Origin of the sequence: Tardiphaga sp. OK245 (genome assembly GCF_900108575.1) — a bacterium.
Classification (GTDB): domain Bacteria; phylum Pseudomonadota; class Alphaproteobacteria; order Rhizobiales; family Xanthobacteraceae; genus Tardiphaga; species Tardiphaga robiniae.
Genome location: NZ_FNWZ01000002.1, coordinates 545615 through 566374, shown reverse-complemented (window position 1 = coordinate 566374; position 20760 = coordinate 545615). Strand labels below are relative to the sequence as shown.

Annotated in this window: 18 protein-coding genes; 9 read left to right on the top strand and 9 right to left on the bottom strand. The window is 60.6% G+C overall.

All coding sequences use genetic code 11. The features are described 5' to 3' along the window. Positions 1–32: 32 nt before the first annotated feature. Both rimI and tsaB read right to left on the bottom strand, forming a co-directional pair. The gene (gene rimI, locus BLW80_RS09320) at positions 33–518 is read right to left on the bottom strand and encodes a ribosomal protein S18-alanine N-acetyltransferase (protein ID WP_093758193.1); all 486 of its coding nucleotides are present in this window, start codon (positions 516–518) and stop codon (positions 33–35) included. Then, a complete protein-coding gene (gene tsaB / locus BLW80_RS09315) occupies positions 518–1213 on the bottom strand; it encodes a tRNA (adenosine(37)-N6)-threonylcarbamoyltransferase complex dimerization subunit type 1 TsaB (RefSeq protein ID WP_093757730.1) in 696 nt (231 codons plus the stop codon). Before tsaB ends, rimI begins: the two co-directional genes overlap by 1 nt. Here tsaB and BLW80_RS30230 point away from each other — a divergent pair. Together BLW80_RS30230 and BLW80_RS09310 are read left to right on the top strand one after the other, a co-directional pair. Beyond that, positions 1130–1480 (top strand): hypothetical protein, encoded by a 351-nt coding sequence (locus BLW80_RS30230; protein ID WP_170849600.1) that lies wholly within the window; start codon positions 1130–1132, stop codon positions 1478–1480. The genes tsaB and BLW80_RS30230 overlap by 84 nt on opposite strands. 111 nt (positions 1481–1591) lie before the next feature. After that, positions 1592–3271: a methyl-accepting chemotaxis protein gene (locus BLW80_RS09310; protein ID WP_093758192.1), complete on the top strand. Its 1680-nt coding sequence runs from the start codon at positions 1592–1594 to the stop codon at positions 3269–3271. 73 nt (positions 3272–3344) lie between these two features. Here BLW80_RS09310 and BLW80_RS09305 read toward each other — a convergent pair whose 3' ends face one another. The 4 genes from BLW80_RS09305 to murJ all read right to left on the bottom strand — a co-directional run bounded on the left by BLW80_RS09305 (position 3345) and on the right by murJ (position 7396). Beyond that, positions 3345–3914 carry a NifU family protein gene (locus BLW80_RS09305; RefSeq protein ID WP_089263329.1) on the bottom strand — a complete coding sequence of 190 codons (570 nt, stop codon included), beginning with the start codon at positions 3912–3914 and terminating at the stop codon, positions 3345–3347. A 136-nt stretch (positions 3915–4050) separates the two neighbouring features. Beyond that, complete coding sequence (locus tag BLW80_RS09300; protein ID WP_089263331.1) at positions 4051–4545, bottom strand: universal stress protein; 495 nt, start codon at positions 4543–4545, stop codon at positions 4051–4053. Between the two features lie 156 nt (positions 4546–4701). Continuing rightward, a complete protein-coding gene (gene trpS / locus BLW80_RS09295; protein ID WP_093757729.1) occupies positions 4702–5754 on the bottom strand; it encodes a tryptophan--tRNA ligase in 1053 nt (350 codons plus the stop codon). Positions 5755–5842: 88 nt separating this feature from the next. Continuing rightward, a complete protein-coding gene (murJ, locus tag BLW80_RS09290; protein WP_093757728.1) occupies positions 5843–7396 on the bottom strand; it encodes a murein biosynthesis integral membrane protein MurJ in 1554 nt (517 codons plus the stop codon). A gap of 160 nt (positions 7397–7556) precedes the next feature. On the opposite strand from murJ, the gene BLW80_RS09285 reads away from it, so the two are divergent. After that, complete coding sequence (locus tag BLW80_RS09285) at positions 7557–8558, top strand: adenosine kinase (RefSeq protein WP_093757727.1); 1002 nt, start codon at positions 7557–7559, stop codon at positions 8556–8558. Positions 8559–8719: 161 nt separating this feature from the next. Here the strand turns inward: BLW80_RS09285 and BLW80_RS09280 are convergent, their stop codons facing one another. Then, a complete protein-coding gene (locus BLW80_RS09280) occupies positions 8720–9904 on the bottom strand; it encodes a serine hydrolase domain-containing protein (protein ID WP_093757726.1) in 1185 nt (394 codons plus the stop codon). Positions 9905–10179: 275 nt separating this feature from the next. Here BLW80_RS09280 and BLW80_RS09275 point away from each other — a divergent pair, with 275 nt between their 5' ends. Next, complete coding sequence (locus BLW80_RS09275) at positions 10180–10509, top strand: hypothetical protein (RefSeq protein WP_093757725.1); 330 nt, start codon at positions 10180–10182, stop codon at positions 10507–10509. A 154-nt stretch (positions 10510–10663) separates the two neighbouring features. After that, positions 10664–12154, top strand: a complete 1491-nt coding sequence (locus BLW80_RS09270; RefSeq protein ID WP_089263343.1) for an NAD-dependent succinate-semialdehyde dehydrogenase — start codon at positions 10664–10666, stop codon at positions 12152–12154. Positions 12155–12267: 113 nt separating this feature from the next. On the opposite strand, the gene BLW80_RS09265 is transcribed toward BLW80_RS09270, so the two are convergent. Further along, positions 12268–12480, bottom strand: a complete 213-nt coding sequence (locus BLW80_RS09265) for a hypothetical protein (protein ID WP_089263345.1) — start codon at positions 12478–12480, stop codon at positions 12268–12270. 277 nt (positions 12481–12757) lie between these two features. On the opposite strand from BLW80_RS09265, the gene BLW80_RS09260 reads away from it, so the two are divergent. The 4 genes from BLW80_RS09260 (at position 12758) to BLW80_RS09245 (ending at position 18362) form a co-directional block, all read left to right on the top strand. Then, positions 12758–13114, top strand: a complete 357-nt coding sequence (locus tag BLW80_RS09260) for a hypothetical protein (RefSeq protein ID WP_089263347.1) — start codon at positions 12758–12760, stop codon at positions 13112–13114. Between the two features lie 58 nt (positions 13115–13172). After that, complete coding sequence (locus BLW80_RS30985) at positions 13173–13523, top strand: hypothetical protein (RefSeq protein WP_139285799.1); 351 nt, start codon at positions 13173–13175, stop codon at positions 13521–13523. A gap of 472 nt (positions 13524–13995) precedes the next feature. Then, the gene (locus tag BLW80_RS09250; protein ID WP_170849650.1) at positions 13996–15186 is read left to right on the top strand and encodes an efflux RND transporter periplasmic adaptor subunit; all 1191 of its coding nucleotides are present in this window, start codon (positions 13996–13998) and stop codon (positions 15184–15186) included. An 8-nt stretch (positions 15187–15194) separates the two neighbouring features. Further along, on the top strand, positions 15195–18362 hold the full coding sequence (locus BLW80_RS09245) for an efflux RND transporter permease subunit (protein ID WP_093757723.1): 3168 nt from the start codon (positions 15195–15197) through the stop codon (positions 18360–18362). Between the two features lie 42 nt (positions 18363–18404). Here the strand turns inward: BLW80_RS09245 and BLW80_RS09240 are convergent, their stop codons facing one another. Continuing rightward, positions 18405–20597: an SLC26A/SulP transporter family protein gene (locus BLW80_RS09240; RefSeq protein WP_093757722.1), complete on the bottom strand. Its 2193-nt coding sequence runs from the start codon at positions 20595–20597 to the stop codon at positions 18405–18407. Positions 20598–20760 lie beyond the last annotated feature (163 nt).

The window sequence follows — 20760 nt, the reverse complement described above, 5'->3', positions numbered from 1 at the left end:
CCATCGTGGCTTCTTTTGCCACTCCGCAGGCGTCAGGACAAGTCGCGCCGCATCACCAGCGCATTCAATTCCGCTCCATCCGCTTCCTTGTAATAGCGTTCCCGGCGTCCCGCGACTGCGAAGCCGGTTCTGTCATAAAGCCGCCGCGCCGGTTGATTGTTTTCCTCAACTTCGAGGAACACGGTACGCACGCCGCGACCGGCCAGATGACCGAGATGGGTGAGAAATAGATCGCGCGACAGGCCGCGGCCGCGATAACCGGGCGATACGGCGATGGAGAGAATCTCGGCTTCATCGGCGGCGATTCGTGAGACGGCGAAGCCGATGAGGCGGCCGCGCAGTTTCAGCCGATGCACGAGGGTGTTTTGCTCGCGCAGCATCTGTTCGAATTCCCCGGCACCCCAGCCGCGATGGAAGGATGCCGCATGCAACTGCGCGAGTTGTCGCGCGTCGCGCAGCGTGGCGGGCTCGACCACAGCATTGCCGTGGCCGAACAGGCGCGACCACCAGGCCGGCATCATGATGCGGCTAGTGCGGCCTGCTGCATCAGGCTGCTTTGCGGCTTGGCGTCGGGTGCGCGCAGATAATAGGGACGCGCCAGCGCGGTCTCCGGATTCACGGCGGCACCGAGCCATGCCACCCATGAGATTTCGGGAGCAGGTTGCATATCGACGCGCAACGGCGCCGGCGCATCGGACGGCCAGCGTGCGGCAATGATCTCGGCGGCATTTCCGACCAGATACGGCGCGCCGAACTGTGCGGCCTCAAGGGCCTCGTGGATGGGGATGACGCCCGGCCGCACCAGTGAGGTGCCGTTACCGCTGACGACCTGGAAATAGACATGGTCATGCCGCGCGTCGATGGCGGCGATAACAGGCGCATCCATGTTCTCGCTGACGACGGGGGCTGCATAGGCCGTCAGTGTGGTGATGCCGACCACGGGCTTGCTGGCCGCCAGGCCAATGCCGCGCGCCGCCGACAGGCCGACGCGCAGGCCGGTGAAGCTGCCGGGGCCGGTGGTGACGGCGATACGGTCGAGGTCGGCGAAGGCGATGCCGGAATCCGCTATGACGCGCCCGAGCAGCGGCATCAGCGCTTCGGCGTGACCGCGCTTCATCGGCATGGACTCATGCGCAATGAGCTTGCTGGTGCGGGTGTCGAGGATGCCTGCGGCGCAGGCGTCAAGGGCGGTATCAATGGCAAGGATCAACATAAAAGAGACGCTACCACGGCTTGCGAGGGTTTGCGCCTGCCACTCGCAGAATATCGCTCCACGCGCAATGGTGCTGTGATTCGCGTTGCTGCCGGAGAGGGGGCGGCAGCTTTAGCGTGCATCCACTACTCGCTTTCTCATAAAGATATTTTCACAAGATACGACAGCGAGATCATCAAAGTTCCCGTGAGCGAAATGCGCCCGTGGACAGCTTCAGTTTCGCTCTGGTTAAAAGCTTCACTTAATAAATTCTTCGGAGATCGATGAGATAAGCATACCGTTCGGAAGCGACATTTTGCGGATGCGCGTGGCTTTCATGCGGGCTGAAATTATTCGTCTAATTTTTTGAATACGATTATATTTATGGGAGGCGATTCGATGCTGCATTGGTTGAGCAGTTCAGAGGCGCGCGAGGGGCTGGCCCTGGCGGCAGCGATCAAAAAATCGCAAGCGGTGATCGAGTTCAGCGCTGACGGCACGATCCTTGGAGCCAATCAAAACTTCCTGTCCGCCCTTGGATATACGCTGGAAGAAATCGTCGGCAAGAACCACAGCATGTTCGTGACGCCGGAGATGAAGAGCAGCGCGGAATATCGCACGTTCTGGAACAACCTCAATCGCGGCGAGTACCAGGCCGGCGAGTTCAAGCGTCTCGGCAAAGGTGGCAAGGAAGTCTGGATCCAGGGTTCCTACAACCCGATCCTGGGGAATGATGGCAAGCCCCTGAAAATCGTCAAGTTTGCCATGGATACAACTGCAGTGAAAATCCGCAGTATGGACGATGCCGGCAAGATCGCAGCCATCGGTCGTTCGCAGGCTGTCATCGAGTTCAAGCTCGATGGGACGATTGTCACGGCCAATGACTTGTTCTTGAATGTCATGGGTTACAATCTCGCGGAAATCGAAGGCAAACATCACAGCATGTTTGTCGATCCCGCAACCCGCGACGGCGCGGCCTATCGCGAATTCTGGGCCAGCCTCAATCGTGGTGAATATCAGGCCGCCGAATACAAGCGGATCGGCAAGAACGGCAAAGAGGTCTGGATTCTCGCGACCTACAATCCAATCCTTGATGAGACAGGCCGGCCAATCAAGGTGGTCAAGTTCGCGTCAGACGTCACCGAACAGAAGCTGCGCACGGCGAATTTCTCAGGTCAGATCGAGGCCATCGGCAAGTCGCAGGCCGTGATCGAATTTAGCATGGACGGCATCGTTCTCAGCGCCAACGAGAATTTTCTGGACGTGCTCGGCTACGCGCTCTCGGAAATACAGGGCAAGCACCACAGTATGTTTGTTGTGCCGAGTGAGCGCGACGGTGCGGACTATCGCGAATTCTGGGCGGCGCTCAAGCGGGGTAACTATCAGGCGGCGGAGTACCAGCGGATCGGTAAGGGCGGCAAACAAGTCTGGATACAGGCTTCGTACAATCCGATCCTCGATCTCAATGGCAAGCCCTACAAGGTCGTAAAGTATGCCACCGACACCACGGCGCAGGTGATCGCGCGCATGAAGAGCGAACGCGTGCGGGCGATGATGGAATCGGTCGCCGCCGGCGCCGAGGAACTGAACGCGTCGGTGCGCGAAATCTCTGAGGCCATGATGAAATCAAAGACCACGGCGATGTCTGCCGTGGGCAAGGTCGAGTTGGCGGACGATCAAGCGCAGCGTCTCAGCACGGCAGCGCAGGCGATGAGCGGGATCGTTGAGCTGATTGGCAACATCACCGGACAAATCAACTTGTTGGCGCTGAATGCCACCATCGAATCGGCGCGTGCCGGTGAAGCCGGTCGTGGCTTTGCGGTCGTTGCATCGGAGGTGAAAAATCTGGCCAACCAGGCCAAGCAGGCGACCGATAAGATCGCCAGCGAGATTGGCAGCCTCAATGGCATTTCGAGCGATGTGGTCGATGCGCTGAACGCGATCAAGCAGGAGATCCAGAACGTCAGCGAATATGTCACCGCAACTGCGGCTGCCGTCGAAGAGCAGAGCACGGTGACGAACGAGATGTCATCGAGCATGCAGCGCGCCGCCGAAGAAGCCGCAAGCATCGGGCGCTAAACGAAGGCTGTTCCAGAAACGAAAATGCCCGGGATTGTCCCGGGCATTTTTATGTGTCGCGGTGCGACCGAACTTACATCGGGCGGACTTCGACAACGTCCGGCACGAAGTGCTTCAGCAGGTTCTGGATGCCGTGCTGCAGGGTCGCTGTCGATGACGGGCAGCCGGCGCAGGAGCCCTTCATGTTCAGATAGACGATGCCGTCCTTGAAGCCGCGGAAAGTAATGTCGCCGCCGTCATTCGCAACAGCCGGGCGCACGCGGGTCTCGATCAGGTCCTTGATCGTATCGACTGTCTCGGCGTCTTCCTCGTTGAAGAATTCGGCCTCGTCGTCGGAGATCACGTCGCCGCTCACGCTGCCGTCGGCCATCAGCGGCGCGCCGGACATGTAGTGCTCCATGATGGCGCCGAGGATCGCCGGCTTGAGGTGCTGCCAGTCGCTGTCGTCCTTGGTCACGGTGACGAAGTCGGAGCCGTAGAACACGCTGGTGACGCCCTTCACGGCGAACAGCTTTTCGGCCAGCGGCGAACGCGTTGCGGCTTCCGGTGAGGTGAATTCCATGGTGCCGCTGTCGAGCACGTCGCGGCCGGGAATGAACTTCAGCGTGGCGGGATTGGGGGTAGCTTCGGTCTGGATGAACATCGGTCTCTCCTGCGTCGCCGGTTCAAGGCCGGCGCGTGAGTATCCCCTAGCAGATGGCGACGAAAAACGCACGATCAAGGCGCGAAATCGCCGAATTCGGCCTATTTCGCAGTCCCTTAGCCGTCCGAAAGGGTGGTTACGACAGGGCGTCGATGTCGAGGTCGCTCAGGGCGCCCGACACGATGACGACCGGCACCGGAAACGAGCCGACCAGCTTGGCCATCATGGTGACGATCGGGCCGGGGCCTTCCGCGCCGGCCGATGCAGCCAGCACCAGCATGGAAATGTCGACGTCCTTGTCGATTACGTCGAGGATTTGCTCGGTGGGATCACCCTCGCGGATCACGCGTTCAGGGGTGATGGCGGCGATGCCATTGGCGCGGCCTGAGGCGCGGTCCAGCGCGGCATTGGCACCTTCTTCCGCTTCGGCCTTCATGACATCGGCAACGCCGAGCCATTGCTGGTTGCGATCTTCGGTGTCGATGATGCGCAGCATCACCACGCCGCCACCGACACGAATGGCCCAGCGGCTGGCGTAATACACTGCGCGGTCCCATTCCTCGCTGTCATCGACGACCACGAGGCATTTCGGCTTGTGGCCGCTTTCATAACTACGTCGCTGGGTGCTCATGCATGTCCCGATGCTGTGGCGTGTCTGATGCGCCAGAATGTGAGCGGCTTGGCAATCGTGTCATGCTGCCACGGCGCAGCGGCGTTCGACAAGCGCGACGCAAGGATGACTTGCGTCGCGTCGATTGTGGCAGAGAAAAGGAATGCGATAGCGAATTTACCGCTTGTGGACGAAGCCGATGATGTCCTTCACGGACTTGATGGTTTCGGCGGCAATGACGCCGGCGCGTTCGCCGCCATCGGCCAGAACCTGATCGACATAGGTCAGATCGGATGTCGTCAGCCGCTTCATCTCGCCGGCGATAGGTGACAGTTTTTCGACAGCGAGATCGACAAGGCTCGATTTGAAGCCCGAAAACTGCGCGCCGCCGAATTCTGTGAGAATGTCAGCCTTCGACCGATTGGACAGTGCGGCATAGATGCCGACGAGATTATCGGCCTCGGGACGCGGCTCCAGGCCCTTCTCTTCCGACGGCAATGGTTCCGGATCGGTCTTCGCCTTGCGGATCTTCTGCGCGATCGTGTCTGCATCGTCCGTGAGGTTGATGCGCGAATTGTCTGACGCGTCCGATTTCGACATCTTCTTGGTGCCGTCGCGCAGGCTCATCACCCGAGTCGCCGGTCCGGTGATGACAGGCTCCGGCATCGGGAAGTAAGGGCCGTCATGGCCCTGCGCTGCGATGGATTCGGAGAAGTCGTTGTTGAACTTCTGCGAGATGTCGCGGCACAGTTCTAGATGCTGCTTCTGGTCCTCGCCGACCGGAACGTGCGTGGCGCGATACAGCAGAATGTCCGCAGCCATCAGCACCGGATAGTCGTAGAGACCCACGGACGCGTTTTCGCGGTCCTTACCGGCCTTTTCCTTGAACTGGGTCATGCGGTTCAGCCAGCCGAGGCGGGCGACGCAGTTGAAGATCCAGGCCAGCTCGGCATGGCCGGACACCTGGCTCTGGTTGAAGATGATCTGCTTTTTCGGATCGATACCCGAGGCGATGAAGGCGGCGGTCACTTCACGGGTGTTGCGGCGCAATTCATCGGGTCCGCCCCACACGGAGATCGGCACGGTGACGGCATGCATATCGACCACGCAGTAGATGCAATTATGCGTCTCCTGCAGTTTGACGAAATTCACGATCGCGCCGAGATAGTTGCCGAGGTGCAGATTGCCCGTCGGCTGGACGCCCGAAAAAACCCGTTGAGTAAAAGCCATCGTCTAGTTCCTGTGCGCCCGTGGTGGAATGCGGGCCAAGGGGCGTGACTTGCCATAGGCGCCGGGCGGCGTCCATTGCCAATCTGCCCTAGCCGGCCGCCGGTGATCGCTTGAGGGCGCCGCGGACTTCGGCCCAGCGCACGGCGCCGGAGAGGGTGAGCAGTGCTGCGTAGATTGCCAGCCCGCCAACGATCAGGAGGCCGAGCAAGCTCGCTCGTACCAGGCCGTGGGCCTGTGCCGTCCAGGGCAAGACAAGATGCGCGGCGAGCCATAGCAGGCCGCCCATCGCCAGCGACGACAGCACGATGATCGGCAGTCGGCGTCTTGCATCATGGTCGGGCGAGAAGCCGAAAGCTGCTGCGCTCCGGACGATCAAAAAGATCGCGCTGCCCCACGCAGCCAGAGCGATCGCCGCTGCGATGCCGCTCGCACCGAATGGCCTATTCAAAATCAGTGCAGAGATGGTTGCGATTACCAGGCCGATAAGCGTCGCCAGCAGCGGCGTCGTCGTGTCCTCACGTGCGAAGAAGGCCGGCGACAAGGCTTTCACGAGCACCTGAGCGGGCAGGCCCAAGGCCAGCCATATCAGCGCGCTTGCAGTCGAGACCGTGTCGCTCGCGCCGAACGCGCCGTGTTGAAACAGACACTGCACGATGAGATGGCTCAATATCATCAGTCCGAGCGTAGCAGGCAATGCGAGACCGATCGCGAGTTCAAACCCGCGCGATTCCGCCTGCGCGATGGCGGCTTGATCGTCTGATCGCACGGCGCGCGTCAATGCGGGGACCAGCACAGTGCCCATGGCCGTGCCGACGATGCCGAGCGGCAGTTCAATCAGACGGTTCGCGAAATACAGCCACGACACAGCAGCCGGAGTCGTCGATGCGATGATTGCGCCGGTGACGATGAGAAGCTGCGGCCCGGAATTGGCGACCATGCCAGGCAACGCCTTGCGGAAGAAGCCGCGCATCTCGCTATCGAGCGACAGCCGCAAAGGCGCCGCCAGATTTCCGCCAGATTTCCGCAAGATCAGCATCAGCAATTGCAGCAGCCCGGCAATGCCTACAGTGGCCGCCATGGCCATAGCGGCAGTGTCTGGCTCTTGCCGCCACACTAGCAGTAGGGCCATGACGGCGATCAGGACGATGTTGAAGAGCAGCGGCGAAAATGCGGTCACCGCGAAGCGTTGTTGCGCGTTCAGCAGTCCCATCATGACAGTGACGGGGCCGGCGAAGGCGAGATAGGGCAGCATCAAACGCGCATTCTCGACGGCGAGTTGCAGCGTCGGCTGGCCGACGAAACCCGGGGCAAGCATTGCGATCACGAGCGGCATCGCAAAACCGATCAGGATCGTGGCGACGATCAGCGCAACGCTGATGGTGCCGAGCACACGACCTGCAAAAGCTGCGGCTGCGACGGTGCCCTGCGTCGTCTGGATGCGCAGCCAGGCCGGAATCAGCGCCGCATTCAGCGCGCCCTCGGTGAGCAACCGCCGGATCACGTTGACCAGCTGAAACGCGACCAGAAAAGCATCCGCGATCGGGCCTGCACCGAGCAGCGCAGCCACCATTGCGTCGCGGGCAAAGCCCAGCAACCGCGACGCCAAAGTGCCCGTGGAAACGGTCAGGATGGAACGGATCATAGAACCATCGTAAGGGGCTGTCCTTGCTGGCGCGGGGCAGAACGTGATAGTCGCTGCAGCCATCAAACCGGCCTTTACCGACGGCTCAACTTGGGCGACCGCGAGACGAGTTGAAACGGATTTTCAGCCTCATCGCAATTGCCGCAACGGGATATTCTTAATGACCTCAGCAAAATATGACGTGCTCGGAATCGGCAATGCGATTTTCGACGTGCTGGTGCAGGCGGACGACAAGTTTCTCGCCGCACATGAGATGACCAAAGGCGGCATGGCGCTGATCGATGAAGCCCGCGCCACTGCGATCTACAAGGCGATGGGCCCTGCCACCGAAATGTCCGGCGGTTCGGCCGCCAATACCATCGTCGGCCTCGCCAGCCTCGGCGCCCGCGCGGCCTATGTCGGCAAGGTCAAGGATGACCAGATCGGCATGCTCTATACCCACGACATCCGTGCGGCCGGCGTTGCGTTCGACACCAAACCCGCCACCGGCGGTCCGGCCACCGGCTGTTCCTACATCCTGGTGACGCCCGATGGCGAGCGCACCATGAACACCTATCTCGGTGCTGCGCAGGATCTGACGCCCGACGATATTGACGCCGCTGCGGTCGCGGCCTCGTCGATCGTCTATCTCGAAGGTTATTTGTGGGATCCCGCCAGCGCCAAGGAAGCCTTCGTGAAGGCCTCGAAGATCGCCCATGACGCCAAGCGTCAGGTCGCATTGACGCTGTCGGACGCGTTCTGCGTTGGTCGTTATCGTGCCGAGTTTCTCGACCTGATGCGGTCCGGCACCGTCGATCTCATCTTCGCGAACGAGGCCGAACTGACCTCGCTTTACGAAACCACGGATTTCGATGCGGCGCTCAAGCAGCTCGGCCAGGACACCAAGCTCGGCGTCGTCACCCGCAGCGAGAAGGGCTGTGTCGTGACATCGGGCGATGGCATCGTTGCGGTCCCTGCACACAAGATCGAGAAGCTCGTCGACACGACAGGCGCTGGCGATTTGTTCGCAGCGGGCTTCCTGTTCGGCCTGGTGCGCAACGCCGGGTATGAGAATGCCGGCAAGCTCGGCGCGATGGCCGCTGCCGAAGTCATCCAGCATATCGGCGCGCGTCCCCAGGTTTCGCTGAAGGACCTGGCGGGCAAGAACGGGTTGCCGGTTTAAGGCTGCATTTCTTGGGCTTTCTTCTCTGTCGTCATGCCCGGCCAGCGCGAAGCGAGCTTCGCTAGGTGTGCCGGCATCCACGTCTTGGCAAGAGAGGAAAGTCGTGGATGGCCGGGTCAAGCCCGGCCATGACGTGGTGAGAGATCAGCGCATCGCGGCTCTCACGCCGCCTTCTTCGCATGCAGCTCCGCATAAACGGCGCGTTCGAAATCCGAAAACACCTTTAAACAGGTCGAATCCGCAAACGGCAGCACCTGCATCATGATGACGCCGGTGATATCTCGCGCTGGATCTATCCAGTAATAGGTGTTAGCGAGGCCGGCCCAGGCAAGGCTGCCGGCGCTGCGGCCTTCGGCTGACTGCGCCGTATTGATCATGAAGCTGAGCCCGTATTTCTTGTCGATGCCCGGAAGGAAGTCGACATTGTTACTGGCGGTCGGTACCGCTGAAGCCATCGGCGTCATGTTGAGTTCGCCGATGTGGTTTTGGCTCATCAGCGCGACGGTCTCTGGCTTTAATATCCGATTGCCGTTGCCGGTCCCGTTATTCAGCATCATTTGCGTAAACTTGATGTAGTCGGGGGCGGTGCCATAGAGCCCCCCGCCACCGGCGAAGAATTCCGGATCCTGTTTGATCTCGAACGGGATCGGGGTCAGTGCACCGTCAACGCCGCGGCTGTGCATGGCAACAAGGCGCTTGCGCTGGTCGCCGCCAATCACGAAGGCGGTGTCGGTCATCCCAAGTGGCGCCAGCAAATGGTTCTGGAAATAGGCGTCCAGGCGTTCGCCGCTGACGGCCTCGACGACCTTACCGACGAAGTCGATATTGGTGCCGTACTCCCAGCGGGTCCCGGGATCGCGCATGATCGGCACCTTCATGGCGGCGTTCAGTCCGGAGCGAAACGGCGGAGTGCCGGTTGTCTCAAGATAGCGCACCATGTCGCCGTTCCACATGTCGTAACAGAAGCCGGCGGTGTGGGTCAGCAGATGCCGCAAGGTGATCGGCTGGCGCGGCGGACGTAGTTTCGGAGTGCCTTCGCTGTCGAAGCCATCCAGCACCTGCGTCTCCGCGAGGTCCTGAAGCATGGTCGCCAGCGGTGCGTCCAGCGTCAATTTGTCCTGCTCCACCAGCTGCATCGCTGCAGCGGCCGTAATCGCCTTGGTCATGGAGGCAATCCAGAACACGCTGTCCGGCGTGATGGTGGTATCCTTGGATGCGTCGCGCTTGCCGAACGCCCCTTGGTAAAGAATCTCGTTCCGCATCGCAGCTATCGCCACGGCACCGGGAATGGCGCCTGTTTCACTGGCTCGCTGCAGAATCCGGTCAATCTCGGCTTGAACTGACATCCGTTGCCTCCCCCGATTTTCTTTGATCTTACCGATTTCCGGCGTGGACATTCAACTTGGGCGCGAGGTCGTCGGTCTCGCGGATGTGATTACATTTGCGCTGGTTTTAGCATCTGAGGGGAACCATATCGGGCATGGGAGCGAGTTCGATCGCGCCTTGGAACGAAATTGGCGCAGCTGTGTTCAAAAAATGACGTGAACGTCAAAGCGCCTTCCGACACTAATCCGTAAGACCATGAGTAACACGTGCAGCGTGTCAGCTGCGGAGACCGACGATGATCGCGAACTGGACCGACTGGAAACATTATCCCCGCGCTTCCCGTGGCGAGAGCATCGAGGCCCCGATCGGTCCAGGAATTTTCGAGGTTCGCGTGGCGCAGACCGGCGCCCTTTTCGCTTTCGATGCGGCTGAAAATCTGGCGCAGGCGCTGGCGAAGATTTCGGCCCCGCCCAAATCGTTTATTTCCTGGTTCGGTCGCAGCGACGCTGCGATGCTGCCGGAGCTGGAATATCGCACCTTCTCCACGACCACCCGTGCCAACGCCCGCATCGCTTTCGAGCGCATGATCGACCGGCGCGAGACCTATATGCGCGGCGCGGCCTGATCGGGCTTGCGGCGCTCTGCGACTGTTGAATTCGGGCGTTAAATACCCCTGCGGGCGATAGCTGCCATTCGCCGCCAAGGGGCGCTTTCGGGCCTATACTCCTCTACAAGTCCGCGGCTATACGTTCGCGACACTTTCCGCAGGAGAACCGCCCATGTCACCGACCTCAGCCGCACGCCAGTCCACCGCCCCTTCGCTGCGCGACCGCCTCAAGGACCCCTCGCTGCTGCGCGACAAGTGCTATATCGACGGCGCCTGGGTCGGCACCGGCGAGACCTCGGTGACCAATCCGGTCAATGAGATTGAAATTGCCAAGGTGCCCAATATGGGCGCCAAGGAAACGACGCAGGCTGTCGAGGCCGCCGAAAAGGCGTTTCCGGCCTGGGCCAAGTTCACCGCCAAGCAGCGCTCCAACATCCTGCGCAAGTGGTTCGAGCTGATCATCGCCAATCGCGAGGATCTCGCGCTGATCCTGACCACCGAGCAGGGCAAGCCGTTGGCGGAAGCGCTGGGCGAGGTCGATATCGGTGCCGCCTATATCGAATTCTTCGCCGAGGAAGCCCGCCGCGTCTATGGCGAGACCATCCCGACCCAGCGTGCCGATGCCCGGCTCCTCGCCATCAAGCAGCCGATCGGCGTCTGCGGCGCCATCACGCCGTGGAATTTCCCGAACTCGATGATCACCCGCAAAGTGTCGCCGGCGCTGGCCGCCGGCTGCACCGTGGTGATCAAGCCTGCCAACGAGACGCCGCTGTCGGCGCTCGCACTGGCTGAACTCGCCGAGCGTGCCGGCGTGCCGAAGGGTGTGCTGAACATCATCACCGGCGACGCATCGGCGATCGGCCTCGTGCTCTGCGAACATCCTGCGGTGCGCTTCGTCGGCTTCACCGGCTCCACCAATGTCGGCAAGATCCTCTACAGGCAGGCTTCGGTCGGTGTGAAGAAGCTCGGCCTTGAACTCGGCGGCAATGCGCCCTTCGTGGTGTTCGACGATGCCGACATCGACGCCGCCGTCGAGGGCGCGATCGTGTCGAAGTATCGCAACATGGGCCAGACCTGTGTCTGCGCCAATCGCCTCTACGCTCAGGACGCCATCTACGATCAGTTCGTCGAGAAGCTGGCGAAGAAGGTTGCGGCCATGAAGGTCGGCGACGGCACCGAGCAAGGCATCACCCAAGGCCCGCTGATCAACGAAAAGGCGATCGAGAAAGTCGAGCGTCACATCGCTGATGCCGTGAAGGGCGGCGCAAGGATCGTCACCGGCGGCAAGCGCCATGCGCTCGGTGGTACGTTCTTCGAGCCGACGGTGCTCGCCAATGTGAAGTCGGATGCGCTGGTCTCGCAGGAAGAAACCTTCGGCCCGCTGGCGCCGGTGTTCCGTTTCAAGGACGAAGCCGACGTCATCGCCATGTGCAACGCCTCGCCGTTCGGTCTGGCATCGTACTTCTATTCGCGTGATCTCGGCCGTGTCTGGCGTGTTGCGGAAGCGCTGGAGTCCGGCATGGTCGGCGTTAATACCGGCCTCATCACCACCGAAGTCGCTCCGTTCGGTGGTGTGAAGGAGTCGGGTTTGGGCCGCGAAGGCTCGCATCACGGCATGGAAGAATATGTCGAGATCAAATACATCATGATGTCAGGGATCTGAGGCGTCACCTCCGACCCAATTAAAATTCATTATGCGTCATGCCCGGCCAGCGCGAAGCAAGCTTCGCTAGATGTGCCGGGCATTTGCATTTGGGCTGGCCGAGCCAGCGTCGCTCAGTAGCAGCGACGGACGCGCACGCCATTGACCCAGACGGTGCGGCACGCGACCGCCACCGGGCGGCGCACCACCGCGGCGCCACGATAGCCGGCGCAGCCGGCACGGTAAACGCCGCGTGCGCAGACGACGGCGTTGGCGTCGGTGGCTTCAAACGTCATTGTCGTGCCGAATGCGAGAACGGCTGCAACCATCATTAAGAAAGTACGCATGGTGATCTCCCGGCTGTGTTGGTTGGCAAAACAAACGAAGAAAGGTTCGTGGGCTTCAGTAGGCGGAATTAAGAACGATCAAATGAGAAGTGGCTTCACGCGCAAAGAGTAGTTCGCAGGAGACGCAAAGGCTGAGTGGTCAATGAGAAATCTTGCGCCGCCGCCTTGCATCTCGATCCGACAGAACTTTTATTCAATCTCGTAAATACAAATCCTTGCCGACCAGAAACATGCGATGTGATGATTTCGCCCGGTGTTGATCTCAACAGGAGAAAGCATGTCGGATTTCAGAACCAGGTGGCTTACTTTTCACGGTCGACATATCGAGCCCGCTTCAAAGGAAATATTCAGTCACGTCGAAAAGATGGTGATCGGCACTTTGATCATCTCGGCCGGGGCGCATGTGTCGAGCAATGAGCCCCTGATCGTCCTGTTTGGATATTTGCGCCACGGTCTTGTCGGTCGCGGTGTCATGCTGTTCGGAATTGTTTTGTTGCTGCTGAATTTCCTCGATGGCCTCTACAAGCTCGCAAAGTTGGAATGGCACGTGGCGCTTCAGATCATCATGTCGCTCTGTTACGTCATTCTGTCTGTCCGGTTGATCCAGTTGATTTTGGCCTTCCGTGGAGAGTGATCCCGCCTATTGCCGGGCGCATCGTGTTCATCGTTGAGCGAATGGCGCAAGAACGCTGGTGCAAGCCGGCGAAAGTGATGCGCTGTTGCTGGCCAGGCATTGCACGATGCGGCCGCCACCAGGCGCTATGCCGCCGCAGAGCGATCTGATGTCGCCACCGCATGCTGATCTCATCACGAGCAATTCTTCGCGTGGCCGCATCGGCCGCAGCACGATGGCTGCAGGAGCAGCGGCGGCGGCAGGCGTAGCGGTTGTGGCTGCCGCAGCAGGTGGCGGGGCTGTGCTTTTCACTGCCGCCTTTGGTGCGGCAGTGGCGGGCGCGGGCTTGGTAGCCGGTGGTGTTGCTTCTGTCTTGGGCGCTGCAGCAGGCGTTGGCGCGGTGGCCTTCGGTGCCGCAGTTGGCGCCTGAACTGCGCGCACCGCGCCCGCACATCCCGCAGAAAGACTAGCCATGTTCTTTTGCAGGCATTGCAGCGAGGCTTCTCCACCAGGAGGAACGCTTGAGCAATGCGCGATGTAATCCGAGCGACACTGCGTCTTGATCGCGTCACGCTGCGCCTGGCTCGGCGCTTGCGCAAAGGTGGGGCTCGCGATTGCGATTAGAATGATAGTAGCCATCGATACGCGATATCGCGCGGCCAAGCCGAACATGAAATTCATCGCTGAAATCCTCGTTGCTACCGCCCGGTTAGTCAGGGCAACTGCGTAAAATCTTCAAGAAGCGTGAGTTCTGAAAGGCATTCGCAAAACAACTTCGGTCCGACATCATTTTACGGTTTCGGTTTCACTACAAGTGGATTGTTGCTATTGATGCGGGCGGCTGTCGTTTTTGGCCAAGGTTTTTTTGAGAGTCTTTTGATTGAGGCAGGACAATGCGATTTATGCGCGCCTGTTCATCTGGACCGAAAGCCCGCATTGAGCAGCTGCAGCATGTCCCCGCTATACGCGCTGCCGGCGTTGTGCTGACGAGCATCTTTTTAAGTGCCTGCGAGCAAAACACTTTCGTGCCGCCACCGCCGCCGAAAGTTGAGGTGGCGGTTCCTGTGCAGCGCGGCATCACGCGCTTTCTCGAAGCGACAGGCAATACAGCGCCGATCAAGAATGTCGATCTCGTGGCGCGCGTTCAGGGCGTTCTGCAGTCGATCAACTATCAGGACGGCTCCTTCGTCAAGCAAGGCACCACGCTGTTCACGATCGAGCCTGAGACATACCAGTTGAAGCTGGAACAGGCGCAGGCTGCGGAAGCCGGTGCGCAGGCGTCTGCAAAGCAGGCGGAAGCGGATTTCAAACGCCAGTCGGACCTCGTATCCCGCCAGGTTGTTGCGCAGTCAACGCTCGAGCAGTCGACGGCGACACGAGAGAATTCACAAGCCAATCTGCAGCAGGCGCAAGTCAACACCAAGATCGCGGCCGTCAATTACGGCTATACGAATGTCATTGCGCCGTTTGACGGCATCGTCAGCGCACATCTGGTGTCGGTTGGCGAACTGGTCGGTGTAGCGTCGCCGACCCAGCTTGCGACGATCGTGCAGCTCGATCCGATTTATGTGAATTTCAACGTCAACGAACAGGACGTTCTGCGCATCCGGGATGAAGCCCGGCGACGCGGGCTGACGGTGAACGATCTCAGGCAGCTGCCGATCGAGATCGGACTGCAGACCGAGACTGGTTTTCCGCACAAGGGCCAGATCGACTACATCTCGCCGACCATCAACCAGTCGACGGGTACGCTGCCGGTGCGAGGTGTTCTGCCAAATCCGGATCGCATCCTGTTGCCGGGTTTTTATGTTCGCGTGCGCGTGCCTATCGACCAGCAGGACAACGCCCTGCTGGTGCCGGATGTATCGCTCGGCAGCGATCAGGCCGGGCGTTATGTGCTGGTCGTGAATGGCGACAATGTCATCGAGCAGCGCAAGGTCGTCACCGGCCCGCTGGAAGGTGAGCTTCGCGTCATTGAAAGCGGTCTGAAGCCGGATGATCGCGTCGTCATTGCAGGCCTGCTGCGTGTCATTCCGGGGCAGAAGGTCGATCCGCAACTGAGAAAGATCGAAGCGCCGACCCCGACCAAATAGGACAGGCCATGATTTCGAAGTTCTTCATCGAGCGGCCGGTCCTGTCCAATGTCATCGCGTTGCTGATGATCCTGATCGGCGGCGTCTCGCTCTATGGCCTCGCAGTCGCACAATATCCGGACGTGGTGCCGCCGACCGTCCAGGTGACGACGCGCTATCCCGGCGCTAGTGCCAAGACCATCGTCGACACGGTGGCGCTGCCGATCGAGCAGCAGGTGAATGGCGTCGAGGATATGCTCTATATGCAGTCCTACAGCGCAGCGGATGGCACCTATTCACTCACGGTCACGTTCAAGATCGGCACCGATTTGAATTTTGCGCAGGTGCTGGTGCAGAACCGCGTATCAAGTGCGCTGTCGTCGCTGCCGACCGCCGTGCAGAATCAGGGCGTGACCGTTCAGAAGAAATCGACGGCGATCCTGTTGTTCGTGACACTGACGTCACCGAAGGCGACCTATGACAGCCTGTTTCTGAGCAATTACGCCACGATCAACATCCGGGACGAGTTGTCGCGTCTGTCGGGGGTCGGCAATGTGACGGTGTTCGGCGCCGGCCAGTATTCGATGCGGATATGGCTGGATCCGAGCAAGCTGCAAGTGCGCGGGCTGATGCCGCAGGATATCATCCAGTCCATCCAGCAGCAGAGCCAGCAGGTTTCTGCGGGGCAAATCGGCATGCCGCCGACGCCCGCGGGACAGGCCTTCCAGTACACGCTGAACATCAACGGGCGGCTGGATGATCCCGGTGAATTCGAGGACATCATCGTCAAGACCGGCGACAATGGCGATGTCACGCGGGTCCGTGACGTCGGACGCGTCGAATTGGGTGCGCAGACCTACAGCCAGATCTTTTCGCTCAACCAGAAGCCAGCCGTCGGCATCGGCGTATTCCAGTCGCCGGGCGCCAATGCGCTCGAGGTGGAGAAGGCTGTCGAGAAGAAGATGGCGGCGCTGGCCACGCAATTTCCCGACGACATCAAATACGACACGCCGTTCGACACCACGAAATTCGTCCAGGCATCGATCAACGAGGTCTACAAGACGCTCCTCGAAGCAGGTTTGCTAGTGCTGGTGGTCATTCTGATCTTCCTGCAGGACTGGCGCGCGATGCTGGTGCCGGCGACGACGGTGCCGGTGACGATCATCGGCGCCTTCGCGGCCATGGCGGCGCTCGGTTTCACGATCAATCTGTCGACCCTGTTCGCCATCGTTTTGGCGATCGGCATCGTCGTCGATGACGCCATCGTGGTCGTCGAAGGCGCGGCCTACAATATCGAGCAGGGCATGTCCGGCCATGACGCGGCGATCAGCGCGATGGACAAGCTGTTCGCCCCGATCATCGGCATCACGCTGGTGCTGATTTCGGTGTTCCTGCCGGCGGCATTCCTGCCCGGGCTGACGGGGCGCATGTATGCGCAATTTGCACTGGTCATCGCGGCCACGGCGCTGCTCAGCGCCGTCAATGCGGCCACGCTGAAGCCGACGCAATGTGCATTGTGGCTGCGCCGCCCGGTGCCGCCGGAGAAGCGCAATTTTTTCTATCGTGGGTTCAACAGGGTCTACGACCGGCTCGAACGGGGCTATGCCGCTCTGATCGGTCGCATGGTCGCGCACAGCAATCTCTCGGTTGTCCTGGCATTGATCCTGATCAGTATTGGCGGTTACGGCCTATCCCGGATTCCCACCGGCTTCATCCCGATCGAGGATCAAGGCTATCTGCTGGTCGCAGTCCAGTTGCCCGATGGTGCCGCGCTGGATCGGACTCAGCGTGTACTCGATCGGGTCAGTGAATTGGCCGCGAAGACGCCAGCGGTGGAACAGGTGGTTACCATCGCCGGCATCTCCGCGCTCGACAGCAGCTCCAGCCTGGCCAATGCCGGTGTCGCCTATCTGATCCTGAAAGAATGGAGCGAGCGCGGACCGGGACAGGATCTTCGTTCGCTGTTCGTTGGATTGAACGAGAGCCTGTCGGTGATTCCAGAGGCGCGCATTCTGGTGATCCCGCCGCCGCCCATTCAGGGCATCGGCAACGCGGCGGGCTTCGCCATGCAGATCGAACTGCGCGATGGCAATGCCGATTACAGCAAGCTGCAGGCGATCACCGGGGCGATTGTAGCTAATGCAGAGACGCAGAGTGCTTTGCAGCGCGTCAGTTCGCCGTTCCGCTCAATGGTGCCGCAATTCGATATCGAAATCGACCGTATCAAGACCCAGACCCTGCATGTCACGACGGATCAGGTGTTCTCAACCCTGTCGTCCTATCTGGGCTCGTCCTTCGTCAACCAGTTCAACAAGTTTGGCCGCACCTTTCAGGTCTACACACAAGCAGATGCCAAATTCCGGCTGACTGCCCGGGACATCGAGAACCTGATGGTCCGCAACCAGCAGGGCAATATGGTCCCGCTTGGCACCGTGGCGAAGATTACGCCCGCCGTGGGGCCGTCGCTGATCAGTCTCTACAATCTCTATCCGACGGCGACGGTGATCGGCCTGCCAGCACAGGGCTACAGCTCCGGGCAGTCCATGGCATTGATGGAGCAGATCGCAGCGAAGACTCTGCCTCCGGGAACGGGCTTCGAATGGACGGCGATGTCGTATCAGGAAAAGATCGTCGGCAATCAGCTCTATTATGTGTTCGGTCTTGCGTTGCTGCTCGTCTATCTGGTGCTCGCGGGGCAGTATGAAAGCTGGTACGCGCCGATTTCGGTGATCCTGGCCGTGCCGCTGTCACTGCTCGGCCCGATGGCGGTACTCACCGCGCTGCGAATCGAGAACAATCTCTACACCCAGATCGGCATTATCCTTTTGATCGCGCTGTCAGCGAAGAACGCGATCCTGATCGTTGAGGTGGCGATCGAACTGCACGTGCATGATCGCAAGCCACTACTGGAGTCGGCGGTCGCAGCCGCGCGTGCGCGATTCAGGCCGATCCTGATGACGTCCTTCGCCTTCATTCTCGGCGTGCTGCCGCTGGTGCTCGCGACCGGCGCCGGCGCCAACGCTCGCAAGTCGATCGGCATCACCGTATTCTCGGGCATGCTCGCCTCGACCTGCCTTGCCGTCCTGTTCGTTCCGACCTTTTTTGTCGTTGTCCAAAGGTGGGAGAACTGGCGCGCCAGCCGCAAGGCAACGAAACCTGCCAATTCGGCCGTCGGTGTCGGCGGCTCCAACTCGTAGACGATCGCGACGTCCGTTTCAGATGCGCTGTGTCGGCTATTCTTACCTTCGCAGCACGGCGATCATCCGGCTCGCAAAAGCCAGCCTCTCCGCCATCACAGACACGAAATAAGTCAGCAGTTTCTGGCTCAATGCCGGATGGTTCTGCTTGATGTCCTCGAAGGCGTCGGCGCGCAGCAGATACAGCACGCTGGCGATCTCTGCCTGGATGGTGGCGCTGCGCGGTGCATAGGCGACAAGGCCCATTTCGCCCACCGTCGTGTAACGCCCAAGGCTGCGCACCCGCGTCAGCTTGCCATCGCCCGCCGGCACCATGATGCCGAGTCGGCCGTCCAGAATGAAGTGCATGGAATCGGCAGCGTCGCCAGCCTGAACGATGATCTCGCCGGCAACGACCTCGACGCGCTGGCAGCGTCGCATCAGTTCTTCGGAATCGTCGGCGGTGCGCAGGATCTTGGTGAACCAGTCGCGCAAGTTGGCTTCTTCTTCGGCGAGCCCGCGATGCCGCGCGATCACCTCGTTCTCGCACCACTCCAGCGCGTGATCGAGTTCGCCCGTGACCTTGACGGCGTCATCGATGAACAGGCTGGCGCGCAGATTGCGATTGGCTGAGGGATGAAGATTTGCGAGCACCAGCGTGGTGCCGTGGCCTTCGGCGATGCGCTTGATCTGGGCGAAGCTGTGGGCGGCCGACGAATCGATGCCCGTCACCAGCTTGAAGTCGAAGACGAGATAGCGGCACTCGGGATGACGGCGCAGCAGCGCCTTGACATGCAGATAGAGCCGGTTGGCCGAGCCGAAGAACAAATAGCTCTGCAGGTTAAGGCCTTGGATTTCGCGGCCATGCGCCGCCAGCGTACGCTGATCCTCAAGTGATCGATCGAGCGAACTGCGATATTCCGAGCCATCGAAACCGTATTTGATCGAGGATACCCGCGATACGCTGAGCGCAAAGGTGGCGCAGCCGATCACGATGCCGATCAGCACTCCGGCTACGAACCCCCATGTGAGAATAATGATGATGATTGCCAGCAGGGACAGGTAGTCGAGCAGCGACAGCCGCTTGCGGGAGTCGACGATCCAGCGATGAAGTTGCTCCAGGCCGAGATACAGCAGCAGGCCACCGAGCACGAAGCGCGGCATATAGGCCAGCAGCGCGGGGTCGACGACGAGCATCAGCGCGGCTGCCGCAGCGACGGTGAGGCCCGAAAGCCGCCCCGTGGCACCGCTGTTGCGATTCAGGAGCGAACGGCTGATCGAGATGCAGCCGGCATAGCCTCCGAGTACACCGGCCAGGATATTGGCCGCCCCGGTCGCATTGAGCTCGCGTTCGATATCGGCTTCCCGATGTGCGGCGACTTCAAGGCCCGTCGTATTGAACAGGGTGCTCACGGCCGTCACGAAGATCACAGCGATGAAATTGCCGATGAGTCCGGGCAGCGCTTGCCATGGGTAACCGTCGCTGAAGAACGCCCAGGGCAAGGTCAGGCTGGCTTTCGGCGGCGATGCGAAAGTCCAGCCGATTGCCTGGGCCTCGATTACGGACACGCCTGCGATCCGGAAGACGAGATGAGCCGTTATGACGCTCCCGAGAAGAATCATCGGCAGGCCCAGTGGCTTACGGGACCGATGCCAGGTCGCATAGATGGTCAGTGCCACGGCTGCCGCGGCCAGCAACTCGTAGATCGTCATCGGATTGGCGAGTTTTGTCAGGTTCGCCCATTGCAGCTTGTAGCCGGTGATCACCTGAATGGCGCCGGCGACGATCAGGCAGGCGGTGGCTCCGAGAAATCCACCGATTACCGGATAGGGCACATAGCGGATCGCGCGTCCCATGCGGGTAACGCCGAAGCCGCACAGCACAATGCCGGTGATGATCGTGGCCGAGGATAGGGTGATGAGCACCGGGCCAAGCAAGGCAGACGGTGCATCGGCCGTAACGATGTGCTCGACCAGAGCCGCCGCCAGGATGGCGGTGACGGCTGCGGTCGAGCTCTCGGGGCCGGCGACCGCGAAGGGGAACGAACTGCCAAGCGCGATCACGGCGGCTATGACGCTTGCAGAGATGAAGGTCGCGGCGATGCCGTAGGGCAGCAGCGAGGCCAGCGGCCCGGTGAAGATCAGCACCGAATAGGACAGACCGAAGCTGATGGTGAGGACGCTGGCGATCAGGCCGCCGAACACGTCGTTGCGCCAGGCGCGCAACACGTCCGGGCTGACAAGGGTGTCAGTCATGGGCGGCTACCTTCGCAATGACGGGCGATGAGGAGTGCGGGCCGGAAGTATGTCACGCGCGAACCTGTAGGAGCGCTGCGCGACAGGCGCAACCGCCGCCGTCTCTGGTAGACGACGGTGAGATGTACGGACAAGACTATTTTTATGACAGTCCGCGGGAAAG

Bases quoted from the DNA above. Each gene is read 5' to 3' on its own strand.
- BLW80_RS09285 (WP_093757727.1), top strand. From the start codon at position 7,557: ATGACCTCAGCAAAATATGACGTGCTCGGAATCGGCAATGCGATTTTC.
- tsaB (WP_093757730.1), bottom strand. From the start codon at position 1,213: ATGTTGATCCTTGCCATTGATACCGCCCTTGACGCCTGCGCCGCAGGC.
- BLW80_RS09240 (WP_093757722.1), bottom strand. From the start codon at position 20,597: ATGACTGACACCCTTGTCAGCCCGGACGTGTTGCGCGCCTGGCGCAAC.
- BLW80_RS09260 (WP_089263347.1), top strand. From the start codon at position 12,758: ATGTCGGATTTCAGAACCAGGTGGCTTACTTTTCACGGTCGACATATC.
- rimI (WP_093758193.1), bottom strand. From the start codon at position 518: ATGCCGGCCTGGTGGTCGCGCCTGTTCGGCCACGGCAATGCTGTGGTC.
- trpS (WP_093757729.1), bottom strand. From the start codon at position 5,754: ATGGCTTTTACTCAACGGGTTTTTTCGGGCGTCCAGCCGACGGGCAAT.
- BLW80_RS09280 (WP_093757726.1), bottom strand. From the start codon at position 9,904: ATGTCAGTTCAAGCCGAGATTGACCGGATTCTGCAGCGAGCCAGTGAA.
- BLW80_RS09270 (WP_089263343.1), top strand. From the start codon at position 10,664: ATGTCACCGACCTCAGCCGCACGCCAGTCCACCGCCCCTTCGCTGCGC.
- BLW80_RS09245 (WP_093757723.1), top strand. From the start codon at position 15,195: ATGATTTCGAAGTTCTTCATCGAGCGGCCGGTCCTGTCCAATGTCATC.
- BLW80_RS09300 (WP_089263331.1), bottom strand. From the start codon at position 4,545: ATGAGCACCCAGCGACGTAGTTATGAAAGCGGCCACAAGCCGAAATGC.
- BLW80_RS09310 (WP_093758192.1), top strand. From the start codon at position 1,592: ATGCTGCATTGGTTGAGCAGTTCAGAGGCGCGCGAGGGGCTGGCCCTG.
- BLW80_RS09305 (WP_089263329.1), bottom strand. From the start codon at position 3,914: ATGTTCATCCAGACCGAAGCTACCCCCAATCCCGCCACGCTGAAGTTC.
- BLW80_RS09275 (WP_093757725.1), top strand. From the start codon at position 10,180: ATGATCGCGAACTGGACCGACTGGAAACATTATCCCCGCGCTTCCCGT.
- BLW80_RS09250 (WP_170849650.1), top strand. From the start codon at position 13,996: ATGCGCGCCTGTTCATCTGGACCGAAAGCCCGCATTGAGCAGCTGCAG.
- murJ (WP_093757728.1), bottom strand. From the start codon at position 7,396: ATGATCCGTTCCATCCTGACCGTTTCCACGGGCACTTTGGCGTCGCGG.
- BLW80_RS30230 (WP_170849600.1), top strand. From the start codon at position 1,130: ATGCGCAATGAGCTTGCTGGTGCGGGTGTCGAGGATGCCTGCGGCGCA.
- BLW80_RS09265 (WP_089263345.1), bottom strand. From the start codon at position 12,480: ATGCGTACTTTCTTAATGATGGTTGCAGCCGTTCTCGCATTCGGCACG.